Source organism: Pseudofrankia sp. EUN1h (assembly GCF_001854645.1).
GTDB lineage: Bacteria > Actinomycetota > Actinomycetes > Frankiales > Frankiaceae > Pseudofrankia > Pseudofrankia saprophytica.
In genome coordinates this window covers 209519-224013 of the sequence record NZ_MBLN01000042.1, presented here as the reverse complement: position 1 = coordinate 224013, position 14495 = coordinate 209519, and the positions used below count along the sequence as shown (strand labels likewise).

The window sequence follows — 14495 nt, the reverse complement described above, 5'->3', positions numbered from 1 at the left end:
CGACCTATACGCCGACTCRGGCCGCCGAAGGAGAAACGGCGCAGGTGCCGCCTGCCGTCGCCGCGCAGCGAAATGGACGGCCCTGCTATCGCCTTCCAAGTAGGATTGGAGCCGTGCCGGTGACCAAGGTGTCGCTCACGCTCGACTCAGACCTGGTGCAGGAGGCCCGCGAGCGGGTCGGGCCGAGGGAGCTTTCCGCCTACATCAACGCCGCTCTGCGGCAGCGGCTGCAGCACGATCGGCTGGCTGAGTTCCTCGCTGCCTCAGACGAGGAAGCTGGCCCTGTCCCAGAGGAGGACATCGAGGAGGCGCGTCGGTGGTTCCGGCCGTGACGAGGCGGCGTCCACCCAGCGGCCCACTCGGTATCCCGTTCGTGCTCGACACCGGTGCGGTGATCGCGTTGTCCCGGCTCGACAAGACGGCGCGAACGATGCTCGCCGCCGCTCTGCGTGAGCAGTCTCAGGTCTGGGTTCCCGCTCCCGTCATCACCGAGCTCGTCCGCGGCAATCAGCGGCGAGATACCGCCGTCAACCGCGTGTTGAAGTCCGTCAGCGATGTCCATCCGCTCGACGAACCGCTCGCGCGGGAGGCCGGCAGGTTGCTCGCCGGTGGCGGCACGGCAGTGGACGCCATGGTGGTGGCGACCGCGCAACGTGTCGCGGGCGCCGGCTCAGTGGTGATAATGACGAGCGATCCCCGTGACATCACAGCACTTGCCGCGGACGACTCACGGATACGAGTGGCGGCTGCATGACCCCGTCTTCCCGGGTCGTACGCGGCGTTCTCCCCGGCTCTGCCTGCGCCCGTCGTGGCGAGCGTAGGCAGAGCCGGTCGCGCGAGACGGGTGACCACGGCCGTACGGCGTCTACAGGGTGATGGGCAGGTGCTTGTGGCCGCGGACTGTGCTGGTGTGCAGCATCTCGACGCCACCCCGGTCGATCTCCCACTTCGGGAAGCGGCGCAGCGTCTCCTCCAGCGCGACGCGCGTCTCCATCCGGGCAAGCGCCGCGCCGAGGCAGAAGTGGATGCCATGGCCGAGGGAGACGTGGCCGTCGACCTTGCGGCGGATGTCGAACCGGTCTGGGTCGGGGAACCTGCGTTCGTCGCGGCCGGCGGACGCGGTCAGCAGCAGCACCTTGGACTTCGCCGGGATCGTCACGCCGTGCAGCTCGACGTCGCGCAGGGCGGTGCGGCCCTGCACCGCCGACGGCGCGGCGTAGCGCAGCAGCTCCTCGACGGCGTTCGGGATCAGTCCCGGGTCCTCGGCGAGGTCCGCGCGCGCCTCCGGGTTCTCGGCGAGGATGAGGCCGGCCCAGCCGACCAGCCGGGCGACGGTCTCGGTCCCGGTGCTGACGAGCAGGCAGGCGAAGTCCGTCGCCTCCTCGCTGGTCAGCCGGCGGGTGCCGCCGTCCTCGGTGCGCATCTCGGCCTCGACCAGGGCGGTCATCATGTCGTCGCGTGGGTTCGCACGGCGGGACTCGATCGCGTCGCCGAAGTAGTCGTACAGCTTGATCTGGGCGCCGAACGAGATGTCGTTGACGATGCCCTTGTTCTCGTCGATGTGAAACGCCTGGTCGATCGTCCGACGAATCTCCTCGCGGTCGGCCTCCTCGACGCCGAGCAGCTCGGACATGACCCTCGACGGCAGCTGGGCCGAGAACTCCTGGACGTAGTCGAAGCCGGCGGAGCCGAGGTGCGGGTCGAGCAGCTCTGCGGACACCGACCGGATGTAGGGCTCCAGCTCGGCGATGCGCCGCGGGGTGAAGGCCCGGGAGACCAACAGCCGGATCGCGGTGTGCGCCGGCGGGTCCTTGAAGATCATGAATCCGGTGTCCATCGGCTCCGAACTCATGATCTCCAGCACCGTGCCGTAGACGGAGCTGAAGGTCGCCGGGTCGCGGTGGGCGGCGTCGACATCCTCGTGCCGTGACAGCGCGTAGAAGTCGAGCCGGTCGTTGCGGTAAACGGGCGCCTCGTCGCGCAGTCGACGCCAGACCGGATACGGGTCGACGTCGATCGCCTTGTCAAATGGGTCCCAGTACAGATCGCGCACAGCCGAAACCCTCGCCACCGTGATTATAATTGGTATTTACCTCGACCAAATCGGAGCATAGTCGGCGACGGAGATCCCTCCAGGCGGCGGCGGCGAGGCCTGGTGGGTGGTGCGTCACACCGCATTTCTAATCCCGCCGGCCGAACTACGTCACGACAACATTTCAAAGAGGACGTCGCCCCACACGCCCGGCGTCTCACCTCGTGACACATCGCGCCTACCCTCCGCGTGCGGCGCGACGGATGACCTGGGCGATCGCGCKGGCGGCGCCCAAAACTGTCGTCCATCGGCAACGGCCCGGACAGTCCCATTCGCTACGCCCAAGACGCCGCGGGAGGTCTGAACCCCGCGACGCCGGCTCACCAGGACGGACACGGAGTTCGATCCCGCCGGTGGCCCCGCTTTCCGGCCGAGGAGCCCACCTCGGCGTGGATCTCCGCCGTTAGGCCGTACCAATCGCGACGCATCCATCAATGCGGCACCTTCAGGCGGGCCGGTTTTCGGTCAGGATCCGCAGGGCGCGGCGGGCGAGCATTCTGACGGTTTCGCCGCGGGACGCCATACGTTCATCCGTCGACTCGCCGCGGGCATAGCGGGCGTAGAGCTGCTGGCGGATGACGGCGACCCGCCAGCAGGCGAACGCCTCATACCAGGCGACGGCGGCCAGGTCGAGGTCGCTGCGCGCGGCGTAACGGTCGATGACCTCGGCGCGGGTAGGCAGGCCGAGCGTGTCCATGCCCGGGTCGTGGATGGCGTGGTCGTCGTCCGTGTCGGCCGGGTCGGGCCAGTAGTTCAGCAGGGTGCCCAGGTCGACCAGCGGGTCGGCGAGCGTCGCCATGTCCCAGTCGAAGACGGACGCGACCCGCTCGGGGTGCCCGGGCCGGAACTGGCAGTTGTTGACTTTGAAGTCGTTGTGCACGAGCGCCGCGGCCTGGCTGGCCGGCAGGTGGCGGGACAGCAGGTCGGCGGTCCGCGTCATCGCGGCGTCGTGCGCCGGATCGGCCCATGTCGCGACCCGCCCCCAGCGGTCGCGCCAGCCGGCCAGCTGCCGCTCGAGAAAACCGTCCGGACGTCCGAGCCGGTCCAGGTCGCAGCCGGCGGGGTCGACCGCGTGCAGGTCCGCGAGCGCGTCGACGGTCGCGAGCCCCAGTTGGTGCGCCCCGGCGCGCCCACCCAGCTCGGGCGGGATCACGCCCCACACCACGGTGCCGGGACGGTACTCGGAGACAAGAAAGTCGCTGCCGGCGACGTCCGGGTCGTCGCAGAACAGGAATGCGCGCGGCGCGCGGTCGTAGACCCGCCACAGCCGGGAGAGCACCCGGTGCTCCCGGCGCATGTCGTGCGCTCCCGGCGCCAGGACGCCGAACGGCGGGCGCCGCAGGACGAAACGCCGGTCGCCGAACCGGACGAGGTAGGTGAGGTTGGCCGAGCCGTTCGGGAACTGCGCCACCTCCATCGGCTCGTCGACGCCGAGCCGCGGAGCCAGGTAGTCCCGGATCCCGGCCCAGTCCAGCTCCTGGCCGGGGCGGACGGGGGCGACCTCGGGTGGGATCCCGGGCGCGGGCGGGATCCCCGGCGCGGGCGGTTCAGTCACCGTGGACGGCCCGCTCGATCTGCTCGGCGAACCGTTCGCGCGCGGCGGCCCGGCGCGCCGGCAGGTGCCCCGACGGGAAGGGGCCCGCGGCCGGCTCGAACTGCGCCAGCAACGTACGCGCGAGCGCGGTCCGGTGGACCTCCGTCGGGCCGTCGGCGAGCCCCATCTGGAAGCTTTCCAGCACCCAGGCGCCGAACGGCATCTCGTTGGAGATTCCCAGCGAGCCATGGATCTGCACCGCCCGCGCGGCGACGTCGTGCAGGACCTTCGGCATCGCAGCCTTCACCGCGTGAATGTCGGCGCGCACGCGGTCGTAGTCGTCGTAGCGGTCGATCCGCCAGGCGGTGCGCAGCACGAGCAACCGGAACTGCTCGATCTCGATCCACGAGTCGGCGATCATCGCCTGCACGAGCTGCTTGCGGGCGAGCGGCTCCCCCTTGGTGAACCGGCTCAGCGCCCGCTCGCACATCATCGCGAACGCCTCGCGCACCAGCCCGACGGTCCGCATCGCGTGGTGGACGCGGCCGCCGCCGAGCCGGGTCTGCGCGACGGCGAAGCCCTGCCCGCGCTCGCCGAGCAGATGGTCGGCCGGCACCCGCACGTCCTGGTAGCGGATGTACGCGTGCGCCCCTTCCATCTCCTCGTGGCCCGCGACGCCGACGTTGCGCAGGATCGTGACTCCCGCGGTCTCAGCCGGGACGACGAACATCGACTGGCGGCGGTGCGGTGCCGCGTCGGGATCGGTGACCGCGAGCACGATGAGGAACGACGCGTAGCGGGCGTGGCTGGAGAACCACTTCTCGCCGTTGATCACCCACTGGTCACCGTCGAGCTCGGCCCGGGTGACGAACTGGGTCGGGTCGCTGCCGCCGCCCGGCTCGGTCATCGAGAAGGAGGACATGATCTCGCCCGCGACGAGCGGCTCGAGGTAGCGCTTCCTGAGCTCGTCGGTGCCGTAGCGGGCGAGGACCTCCGCGTTGCCCGAGTCGGGCGCCTGGCAGCCGAACACCACCGGCGCGGCGTGCGACCGGCCCAGGATCTCGTGCATGAGCGCCAGCTTGAGCTGCCCGTATCCCGGGCCGCCCAGCGCCGGGCCGAGATGGCAGGCCCAAAGGCCACGTTCGCGTACCTTCTCCTGAAGCGGCGGGATCAGTTCCCGGCGTAGCGGATCACGTAGGTCCCGCGCGTTCGTGACCACCAGATCGACCGGCTGCACCTCCTGGCGCACGAACTCGTCGATCCAGTCGAGCTCCGCCTGGAAATCGGCGTCCGTCTCGAAGTCCCATCCCATGCGCACTCCCTCGCCGTGTCAGACCTCGAGCCCCTCCGAGGAAGCCGAAGCTTGTGCCGGACGCCGGCGGTGCCGCTCGTCGGTTGACGCACGACCAGCGCGCACGTTAGTCAGATTTCAACACAGTTTCAGTGGCACGGGCCGGCGCTCCAGTGCCAGATGCGGAGGAACTCATGTCCGATGTTTCAATGATCATCGGCGGGGAGCGCCGGGCCGCCCCGTCGACCTTCGGCGTCGTCAACCCCGCGACCGGCGCGGTCCACGCCGACGCGCCCGACTGCTCCCGCGAGCAGCTCGACGAGGCGTTCGACGCCGCCGCCAAGGCCTTCCCCGACTGGCGCAAGGACGAGACCGCCCGCCGCACCGCACTGCGGGAGGCCTCGGCACGGCTCGCCGCGGCCGCGGACCGGATCGGCCCGGTCCTCACCGCCGAGCAGGGCAAGCCGCTGAAGGCCGCGAAGATGGAGCCGTTCGCCGCCAGCATGTGGCTGAAGTACTTCGCCGACCTGGAGGTCGGCCGCGAGGTCATCCAGGACGACGCCCGCGCCTACGCCGAGGTCGTCCGCCGCCCCGTCGGCGTCGTCGCCGCGATCACCCCGTGGAACTTCCCGATCGTGCTGTCGGCGTGGAAGATCGGCCCCGCGCTGCTCGCCGGCAACACGATGGTCCTCAAGCCCTCACCGTTCACGCCCCGCAGCACCCTGCTGATGGGCGAGATCCTCGCCGAGGTCCTCCCCCCGGGCGTCCTGAACGTCGTCTCCGGCGGCGACGAACTCGGCAGGTGGATGACCGCCCACCCCACCCCCCGCAAGATCAGCTTCACCGGGTCCGTCGCCACCGGCAAGCACATCGCCACCGCCGCCGCCCCCGACCTCAAAAGGGTCACCCTCGAACTCGGCGGCAACGACGCCGCGATCGTGCTCGACGACGCCGACCCGGCCGTCATCACCGAGAAGCTCTTCCGTGGCGCCTTCGACAACAACGGCCAGGTCTGCTCGGCCATCAAGCGCCTCTACGTCCCCGAGTCCCTGTACGACGACGTCGTCGACGCGCTGGCGGCCCGCGTCGCGCGGGTCAAGGTCGGCGACGGCATGGACCCGGCCTCCGAACTCGGCCCGGTCCAGAACCGACCCCAGTTCGAGCGGGTGTCCGGCCTCGTCGCCGACGCGCTCGCCGGCGGCGCGAAGGCGGCCACCGGCGGCGCACCGATCGACGGCCCCGGCTACTTCTTCGCACCGACCGTCCTGACCGGCGCCGCCGAGGGCACCCGCATCGTCGACGAGGAGCAGTTCGGCCCGGCGCTCCCGGTGATCTCCTACCGCGACGTCGACGAGGTCGTCGCCCGCGCCAACGCCACCATGTACGGCCTCTCAGGCTCGGTCTGGTCGGCCGACCCCGACCGGGCCGCCGGGGTCGCCGAACAACTCGACTGCGGCACCGCCTGGGTCAACACCCACGTCGCCCTCGGCCCGCACCAGCCCTTCGGCGGGTTCAAGTGGAGCGGCCTCGGCGTCGAGAACGGCCCCTGGGGCCTCGCCGGCTTCACCGAGATCCAGGTCCAGTACCGCGCCAAGAAATGACGACAGCCGGACCTGGCTGACGGCCGGGCCAGCCCCACCAACGGGCAGGCTCGGTCGTCGGCCGGGGCGGCGAGCAGGCCGCGCGGACGCCGCCCCGGCCGGTGCGGCGGGCAGATCAGTCAGACGCCACCTCGGCCGGAGTGCCGCGCAGATCAGTCAGACGCCGCGCGGCACCGGCGGCGCGAAACGTCTGACTGATCTTGATTCCGTCGTCGCCGCCCGCCCAGCGGTCGGCTCGGAGGGTCGGCTGGACGGCGAAAAGGAAAAAGATGGTGCGCGGAGATGGCGGGAGCCGGGGCCGCGGGGCGTGGCTTGGTTTAAGGGGTCAGCCGAGGACTGGTTCCCAGATACTGCGGGAGGCCGCTTCTGGGTCGGTGATGAGGGAGGTCGGGACGTCGAAACGGCGGGCGAGGCCGGCCGGGCCGGCGGAGCCGAACTCGGGCCAGCCCGGGTCGCCGTCGGTGGCGAAGGCGACCCAGGCCCTGCGGATCTCCTTCGAGAGCACCACGGCCTCCGCCGGCGTGGGCACGCCGAGCAGCAGGTCGGCCATCCCACCGGCGAGGTTGCCGAAGGTCAGCGGGACGTCCACGGCGTGGCAGGAGCCGAGCACCCCGCCGAACGCCGGCGACGGCCAGGTGAACTCGTAGCCGAACGCGCGGCCGGGGTGGCGGCGGGCGCACCACAGCGACGGCATCCGGAACGTGCGGTCCGACATGATCAGCGTGTGCAGGTCGAGGTCCGAGATGCCGGGGTGGACGGCGCGGTAGTCGGCCACGGCGGTGGCGGGCAGACCGGCGCGTTCGGCGGTCGCGGCCGGATCGGCCTCCTTCAGGCCTTCCAGCAGGGTGAAGAACCGGAACTCGTCGCACGTGAAGCCGACCAGCAGGTCGACCTCGACGCGTAACCGTTCCCACGGCAGGCCCAGCACCAGCTCCCCGTCGAGGATCGGCGCGTACGGCGTGACCTCGCCGGGGACGGCCTGGGCGACGTGGATGGCCTCCGGCGCCACCCCGGCGAGTCCCTCCGCCGTCGCCGGCACGCCCAGCGTCGCGGCGATGCGTTCCGTGACCGCCGTCGCCTCATCCTGGGTCAGCACGACGCCGGCGACGCTCTGCGCGATCGCCCGGCGGAACAGGCCGCGCCCGGCGTCCGCCGCGGTCAGGCAGGCGACCGCCGTGGCGCCGGCCGACTGGCCGAAGATCGTGACGTTGCCCGGGTCGCCGCCGAACCGGGCGACGTTGTCCTGGACCCAGCGCAGCGCGGCCAGCTGGTCGAGAAGCCAGCGGTTGTCCGGCCGGCCGGGCAGCCGGCCGAAGCCCTCGAGGCCGACGCGGTAGTTGAGGCTCACGACGACGGTCCCGGCGCCGGCGAGCGTCGCCCCGTCGTAGCCGGGCTGGGCCGTCGAGCCGATGATGAACGCGCCGCCGTAGAGCCAGACCAGCACCGGCAGGCCGGCGCCGCCCGGGTCGGGCGTCCACACGTTGACGGTGAGGCAGTCGTCGCCGTCGCCGGGCCGCCACAACGGGTCCGGCGCGCCGACGAACGCCGGCTGGGGCACGCCGGGGCCGAAGTGGGTCGCCTCCCGGGTCCCTTCCCAGGGTTCCGGCTCCGCCGGCGCCGCGAACCGGGCCGGGCCGCCGATCGGGGCCGCGTACGGAATCCCCTTGAAGACGTGGATCCCGGTGTCGGTGATGGCGCCGCTGACGGTTCCGTGCGTGGTTAAGACGGTCGGCCCCTTGGTCGGCACAGGCCACCCCCAGTCCCGGGCCGACGGCCGTCCGCCTCTTGACCCGATTCTGCCGTGCTGCGCCGCCGTTTCCGGGCAATGCCGAAATACGCGACCGGTCGGGCATTCCTGGACCGGCCGACCGAGGCCGACGGAGGCTCGCGGCGGCCAGCGGCCGGCCGCCGGCCTAGGTGTTGCGGCCGCCGTTGACGCCGATGATCTGGCCGGTGATGTAGCTGGCCTCGTCGCGGCACAGGAACGAGGTGGCCGCCGCGATGTCCTCCGGCTTACCCGCCCGGCGGACCGGGGTCTTCTCGGCGTGGTCGTCGACGCCCCCGCCCAACATGCCGCGCCGCTCCGACTCGCGCAGCATGGGCGTGTCGACGAAGCCCGGCGGGATCGTGTTGACGGTGATCCCCTCGGGGCCGAACTCCAGCGCGAGCGCCTTCGTCATGCCGATGAGGCCGGCCTTCGAGGCGACGTAGTGCGTCATGTACTGCTGGCCGCCCTGGGCGCTCGACGACGAGATGTTCACGATCCGGCCCCAGTGCGCCGCGATCATGTCGGGCAGCACCGCCTGGGTGAGGTAGAAGGGCCCGGACAGGTTGACCGCGATGGTCTTGTCCCAGGACGCGTCACTGATCTTCAGGAACTCCCGGAAGCCGGTGATGCCCGCGTTGTTCACCAGCGCGAGGACCGGACCCATCGAGGCCCGGATGCTCTCGACGGCCGCGTTCACCTGCTCGCGGCTCGACACGTCGACCCCGCCGAAGGCGACGGCCTCGTTCCCCGCCTCACCGATCTCCTCGGCGACCTTCTTGGCCGCGTCGGCGTTGAGGTCCAGGATGGCGACCGCGAAGCCGTCCGCGGCGAGCCGATGGGCGATGGCCCGCCCGATGCCCGACCCACTGCCGGTCACAAGCGCCGTCCGCTGCTCGGTCACTGTGCCGAACCTCCTTTGGTCCTGAATGTGCCCTGGTCAGCCCGTGAACCGAGTGCCCGCGGGCGACCGGCCGCCGCGCGGCGGCCGGTCGCCCGCGGGCACCCGTCCGGATGTGCGGCGACGGCGACTAGGAGATGGCCTCGTCGCCGGCGATCGACGTGCGGTGCATCAGCCGGCTGGAGGTCTCGCCGTAGGGCAGCGCCCGGTGCAACATCCCCGTGTTGTCCCAGATGACGAGGTCGCCTCGCCGCCACTTGTGGCGTACCACAAACTGGGGCTGTGCCGCCCAGGTGAGCAGCCGGTCGAGCAGCGACTCCCCCTCGTCGGCCGGCCGGCCGACCACCTCGCCGGCGGTCGCGCCGAGCAGCAGCGACCGCCGGCCGCTGCGCCGGTGCCAGACGAGCGGGTGTTCCCGGGACGGGATCCGGTCCCAGGACGCCCGCTCCCGTTCCGAGGGGCTTGGGTAGACGCGCAGCTGCGACGCCGCGAAGCTGTGCACCACCCGCACCCCCGCGAGCCCCGCCTTCTCGTCGTCGGGGAGGGCGTCGTAGGCGGCGTAGACGTTGGCGAACTCGGTGTCGCCGTCGTCGTCATGGGAGATCTCCCGCGCGGTCAGCAGCGTGCACTTGTCCGGCACGGTGTCGGTCGCGCCGTCGAAGTGCCACCAGAACGTCGCCTCGCGGTACGCCGCCATCTTGCTCTTCGACGCGTCACGGGTGATCGCCTGAACCTCCGGGTGCCCCTCGACCGCGCCGCGCGCCGGCGGCACGACGTCGCCGAGCAGGCGGCTGAGCGCCACCAGCTCGTCGTCGGTGACGTTCGCCTCCCGGAAGATCACGACGCCCCGCTCGTCGAGGGCCGCGAGCGTGTCCGCGGCGACCGCCGGATCGAGCAGCGCGCCGCCGGTCAGCCCGACGATCTCGACGCCGGTGGTCGGCGTGATCTGCGTCCTGGTGACACTCATCGCGCGTTCGCCCCTGGCCCGCTCAGATGGCGGGTTCGACGGTGGCGTTGAAGAACGCCGCTCCGGAGTCCGGGATGCGAGGCTGCTTGAAGATGTTCACCGGATACGAGACCATGATCATCGAGTAGAGCAGGTGCAGCAGCCGGGTCTCCGCCTCGGGCAGGTCGTTCACGTCGAACGAGTCGAGGTAGGCGATCGCCTCCTCGGCGAGCGGCGCGATCGCGTCGTAGAACTCGCCCAGCTCGTCGATGGTCTTCGTCAGCCGCTTCGCATACCGCTCGGGCCGCGACGCCAGCGCCCAGTCCTCGACCCAGGGCTCGAGGACGCCGAACTTCTCGGGCAAGGTGCCCGTCGTGGTGCTCATCTCGTGGGCTCCTTCTACTTCTCTTTACCGGCCTGGTAAGCGGCGACGGCTTCCCGGACGACGTGGTGGAACTGGCGAATCATCAGCTCCATGTCGGACAGGTGGAACGTGCCCAGCGCGCGGTTGTTCAGCGCCGACCAGGTCGCCTCCACCGTGTTCGTGTCCTGCATCGCGAACTCGATCGTGCTGTCGACCACCAGTTCCTGGCCGAGCCGCTCGGTGACGTTCTTCGGCTCCGGGAAGTAGATGTCGACCTCGTACGAGTGCGTGCCGACCGACTCCGGGATGTACTGGTAGGTGATGTAGTACCCGCGGTGCCACAGCTGGATCGACAGGTTCGGGAACAGCCAGTACTGGTCGTTGCTCCAGTACTGGACGTTGCCCGGGTTGCGCTCCGGGGTCAGGTAGTCGATGTCCTCCGGCAGGTCGTCCGGGCCGAAGATGCCACCGCGGAACAGCCGGTAGACCCAGTCCTGGTCGCGCTGGGCCGGGCCGACGGACCGCGTCCGCTTCTTCAGCGGCGGCGGGCCGGGCACCGAGGTCAGCATGTGCGGGGCGAACAGGTCGTAGTGGTACGAGTCCATCGGCGGGACGAGCTTCTCCGCCTTCGACATGTCGGCGTTGAGGAACCGCCCGTGAACGTACGCCGGGTGGTACCACTCCAACAGGGCGTCGATCCCGATCTTCCAGTTGCCCTTGATGAGGGTCTTGAAGCCCCAGTGGTTGGTGAACTTCTCGAACGGCCACGCCTCGAGCTCGGTGACCAGCTTCTCGCCGAGGAAGTCCCGCAGCGTCGGGGCGTCCTGGCTGAAGTTCACGAAGATGAACCCGGCCAGCACCTCGCAGCGCAGCTGCGGCATTCCCAGCCCGTCCTCGGGCAGTGAGTCGAAGAACTGGTCGCGCTTCGTGACGTAGCTGCACTTGCCGTCGAGCCCGTAGCGCCAGCCGTGGTACTTGCACTGGAACTGGCGGRCGGAGCCCTTGGACTCCTCGCCCGGGTGCTCCTGCCACACGACCTTGTTGCCGCGGTGCGCGCAGACGTTGTGCAGCGCGTAGATCTCGCCGTCGGTGTGCCGGCTGATCACGATCGAGCCAAGGCCCTTGAACTCGCGGGTGAAGAAGGTGCCGTTGCGCGGCAGCTGCTCGACCCGGCCGACCTTCAGCCAGGTCCGCCTGAAGATCGCCTCATGCTCAGCCTGGTAGAACTCCTCTGAGATCGAGTCCTCGTAGCTGACTGGCCCGGTACCAAGCTCCGGGTAATCCAGCGTGTACTTGGCCCGGCCCGTCGCCAGTTTCTCGATGCTGGACATTTCTCCACCCCCTCCAGGGATGATCTCGGACCGGATGGACTCCGGCACCGATCAGCGGTGCTGCGAGCTGCGATGCTGTGATGATCAGAATGTGGATGTGGATCTGACGGGGACGGCGCGTGAACGACGCGACGCGACGGCGTCAGGTTGAAGCAGCCGAGACGTGGCGGGAGCCATCAGACGACGCCGTCCGCGCGCAGCTGGGCGATCTCGTCGGCCGAGCGGCCGAGGATCTGGCCGAGCACCGCGTCGGTGTGCTCGCCGAGCTCCGGGCCGAGCCAGCGGATCTCGCCCGGGGTCTCGGACAGCGCCGGAATCACTCCCGGCACCGCGAGCGGTCCGATCCGGGACTCCTCCACCGTGATCGTCCCGCGGTGCTGGTACTGCTCGTCGTCGAAGATGTCGGCGATCGAGTAAAGCTTGCCGGCCGGCACCTCGGCCGCCCGGCAGCGGGCCACGACCTCGTCGCACGACAGGGAGCCGACCCAGTCGGTAACCAGCTTGTTGACCACGTCGCGGGCCGCCAGCCGGTTCTGCTTCGGCCCGAAGACGTCGGGGGCGGACAGCTCCGRCCGGCCCATCGCCCGCGCCAGCCTCGCGAACATGTCGTCGTGCGAGCAGGCGATCGCCACGAAGTGGCCGTCGGCGGTCCGGTAGTGGCTGTGCGGCACGACGTTCACCGTGTCAGCGCCCATCCGCTCCCGGACATAGCCGTTCTTCTGGTAGGCCGGCGCCAATTCGTCCAGCGCCCGGAAGATCGTCTCGAACAGCGCGATGTCGACGACCTGGCCGCGCCCGGTGGTCTCCCTGGCTCGCAKCGCCATCAGCACCCCGATGACGCCGTACATGCCAGACATGTAGTCGGCGAGCGAGGTGGAGCCGGGCGTCACCGGGATGCCGTCCGGCTCGCCGGCGAGATAGGCCAGGCCCGAGAACGCGTGCGCGATGCGGGCGAAGCCCGGCAGGTCCCGCAGCGGGCCCGACTGCCCGTAGGCGGACACCCGCAGCAGGATCGCGGCGGGGTTGATCTCCTGGATCGCCGGGAAGTCCAGACCCAGCTTCTCCATGACGCCAGGCCGGAAGTTCTCGATGACGATGTCGGCCCAGGCGATCAGCTCGCGGAGCAGCTCCCGGCCGCGCGGGTCGGCGAAATTGATCGTCACCGACCGCTTGTTGCGTGCCTCCGACAGCCAGACGAGCGTGTCGCCACACTCCGTGTCACTGCCGAACCGGCGCAGGTGGTCGCCGACGCCGGGGCGCTCGACCTTGACGACCTCGGCGCCGAACTCACCCAGCACCGTGGCGCAGAACGGGCCGGCCAGGAAGGTGCCGAGATCGAGGACCTTGACTCCGTCGAGCGCATGCATGCCGTGGACCTTCTGACGAGACGGGCGGGCGAGATCGAAGATCGGGTTACCGGCCGGATCAGGGTGAGGCGCGGGGACRCCCTCCACTCTTCCGGCACCACCCGGGCCGGTCGCGGAGGCGGACCACGGCGCCCGGGCGGGCGCGCCACGAGGGCGGGGCTCCCGTCATCACGCCCTCCAGAAGAACGGTCGTCTCTCAGACGAGAATGATCTGCTCGTCTTGATGAGAACGATCAGCGTACGCTGGCGAGAGCGACGTTACCACAAATCGTAGGGCGTCCTATAGTCCTGCGAGCATCGTATAATCAGGGCATGCCAATGGTCCGTCCGTTCCGCTTCGCCGTCCAGGGCACCAAGGCAGCGTCTGGTACCGCGTGGCGCGACCTGGCCCGGAAGGCGGAGGACCTCGGGTACTCGACGCTCTTCGTGGCCGACCACTACCTGGGCCCCGGCCCCGTGGCGCGGGCGGCGAGCATGCCGCCGCAGCACCTGGCCCCGATCGCCGCGATGACCGCCGCCGCCGCGGTGACCACCTCCCTGCGGGTCGGCTGCCGGGTCTTCTGCGTCGACTACCACGTGCCGGCCGCGCTGGTGAAGGAGGCGGCGACRATCGACCTGCTGTCCGAYGGCCGGCTCGAGTTCGGCATCGGGGCGGGTTGGAACGGGGCCGAGTACGAGGCCATGGGCCTCACCTTCGCCCCGGCGCCGCGGCGCATCGACAAGCTCGTCGAGGTCGTCGCCCTGGCCAAGGCCCACTGGTCCGGCGAGCCGATCGAGATCAAGGGCGACCACGTCAACGTCTCCGGCTACCGCGGCCTGCCGGCGCCCGTGCAGCAGCCGCGCCCGCCGATCATGATCGGCGGCGCCAAGAAGCGTGTGCTCTCGTTCGCCGCCCGCGAGGCGGACATCGTCAGCATCTCCAACGTGCACTTCACCGCCGTCAACGACGCGGGGCTGACCCCGGCCGAGGAGCTCGCCCGCCGGGTCGACTACGTCCGGTCGGCCGCGCCCGAGCGCGTGGGCGAGCTCGACATCGAGGGCTCACCGTATTTCTCCGAGATCACCACGGACAAGGCGGCGGTGTTCGAGAAGCTGGCCGGGTGGATGAAGACCACGCCGGACGTGACCGCCGCGCATCCGAACGTGCTCGTCGGCACCCCCGACGAGGTGGCCGACCAGCTGCTCGCGCGCCGCGAGGCCTTCGGCATCAACTACGTGACCATCCAGTCCGACCAGCTCGAGAGCTTCGCGCCGATCGCCGCCCAGCTCGCCGGTAAGTAGCCTTCAGCGCCGACCGGCGGGC

13 protein-coding genes are annotated in these 14495 nt (G+C 70.5%); 4 read left to right on the top strand and 9 right to left on the bottom strand.

All coding sequences use genetic code 11. The annotated features are described in order from the left end of the window. Positions 1-113: 113 nt before the first annotated feature. Positions 114-332: a hypothetical protein gene (locus BCD49_RS10175; protein WP_007509845.1), complete on the top strand. Its 219-nt coding sequence runs from the start codon at positions 114-116 to the stop codon at positions 330-332. A 41-nt stretch (positions 333-373) separates the two neighbouring features. Beyond that, positions 374-754, top strand: a complete 381-nt coding sequence (locus BCD49_RS10170) for a PIN domain-containing protein (protein ID WP_157845277.1) — start codon at positions 374-376, stop codon at positions 752-754. Between the two features lie 111 nt (positions 755-865). On the opposite strand, the gene BCD49_RS10165 is transcribed toward BCD49_RS10170, so the two are convergent. The 3 genes from BCD49_RS10165 to BCD49_RS10155 all read right to left on the bottom strand — a co-directional run bounded on the left by BCD49_RS10165 (position 866) and on the right by BCD49_RS10155 (position 4938). After that, the gene (locus BCD49_RS10165; protein ID WP_007509850.1) at positions 866-2053 is read right to left on the bottom strand and encodes a cytochrome P450; all 1188 of its coding nucleotides are present in this window, start codon (positions 2051-2053) and stop codon (positions 866-868) included. 484 nt (positions 2054-2537) lie between these two features. Further along, entirely contained in the window at positions 2538-3647 is a 1110-nt protein-coding gene (locus tag BCD49_RS10160) for a phosphotransferase family protein (RefSeq protein ID WP_007509852.1), read from the bottom strand. Then, positions 3640-4938, bottom strand: coding sequence for an acyl-CoA dehydrogenase family protein (locus BCD49_RS10155; RefSeq protein ID WP_007509854.1), 1299 nt, complete (start codon positions 4936-4938; stop codon positions 3640-3642). The genes BCD49_RS10160 and BCD49_RS10155 overlap by 8 nt, the downstream gene beginning before the upstream one ends. A 173-nt stretch (positions 4939-5111) precedes the next feature. Here BCD49_RS10155 and BCD49_RS10150 point away from each other — a divergent pair, with 173 nt between their 5' ends. Continuing rightward, positions 5112-6518, top strand: a complete 1407-nt coding sequence (locus BCD49_RS10150; protein WP_007509856.1) for an aldehyde dehydrogenase family protein — start codon at positions 5112-5114, stop codon at positions 6516-6518. A gap of 325 nt (positions 6519-6843) precedes the next feature. Here the strand turns inward: BCD49_RS10150 and BCD49_RS10145 are convergent, their stop codons facing one another. The 6 genes from BCD49_RS10145 to BCD49_RS10120 form a co-directional block, all read right to left on the bottom strand. Then, a complete protein-coding gene (locus BCD49_RS10145; RefSeq protein ID WP_007509857.1) occupies positions 6844-8265 on the bottom strand; it encodes a carboxylesterase/lipase family protein in 1422 nt (473 codons plus the stop codon). Between the two features lie 166 nt (positions 8266-8431). Then, entirely contained in the window at positions 8432-9187 is a 756-nt protein-coding gene (locus BCD49_RS10140) for an SDR family NAD(P)-dependent oxidoreductase (protein ID WP_007509863.1), read from the bottom strand. A 127-nt stretch (positions 9188-9314) separates the two neighbouring features. Further along, positions 9315-10151 carry a TauD/TfdA dioxygenase family protein gene (locus BCD49_RS10135; protein ID WP_007509865.1) on the bottom strand — a complete coding sequence of 279 codons (837 nt, stop codon included), beginning with the start codon at positions 10149-10151 and terminating at the stop codon, positions 9315-9317. A 22-nt stretch (positions 10152-10173) separates the two neighbouring features. Then, positions 10174-10515: a hypothetical protein gene (locus tag BCD49_RS10130; protein WP_007509867.1), complete on the bottom strand. Its 342-nt coding sequence runs from the start codon at positions 10513-10515 to the stop codon at positions 10174-10176. Between the two features lie 14 nt (positions 10516-10529). Continuing rightward, the gene (locus BCD49_RS10125; RefSeq protein ID WP_071041420.1) at positions 10530-11825 is read right to left on the bottom strand and encodes an aromatic ring-hydroxylating oxygenase subunit alpha; all 1296 of its coding nucleotides are present in this window, start codon (positions 11823-11825) and stop codon (positions 10530-10532) included. Positions 11826-12001: 176 nt separating this feature from the next. Further along, positions 12002-13192 carry a CaiB/BaiF CoA transferase family protein gene (locus BCD49_RS10120; RefSeq protein ID WP_071041419.1) on the bottom strand — a complete coding sequence of 397 codons (1191 nt, stop codon included), beginning with the start codon at positions 13190-13192 and terminating at the stop codon, positions 12002-12004. A 312-nt stretch (positions 13193-13504) separates the two neighbouring features. On the opposite strand from BCD49_RS10120, the gene BCD49_RS10115 reads away from it, so the two are divergent. Continuing rightward, on the top strand, positions 13505-14473 hold the full coding sequence (locus tag BCD49_RS10115; protein ID WP_027141084.1) for a TIGR03621 family F420-dependent LLM class oxidoreductase: 969 nt from the start codon (positions 13505-13507) through the stop codon (positions 14471-14473). Positions 14474-14495 lie beyond the last annotated feature (22 nt).

Coding starts and splice junctions, on each gene's coding strand:
- BCD49_RS10155 (WP_007509854.1), bottom strand. CDS start 4,938: ATGGGATGGGACTTCGAGACGGACGCCGATTTCCAGGCGGAGCTCGAC.
- BCD49_RS10150 (WP_007509856.1), top strand. CDS start 5,112: ATGTCCGATGTTTCAATGATCATCGGCGGGGAGCGCCGGGCCGCCCCG.
- BCD49_RS10135 (WP_007509865.1), bottom strand. CDS start 10,151: ATGAGTGTCACCAGGACGCAGATCACGCCGACCACCGGCGTCGAGATC.
- BCD49_RS10130 (WP_007509867.1), bottom strand. CDS start 10,515: ATGAGCACCACGACGGGCACCTTGCCCGAGAAGTTCGGCGTCCTCGAG.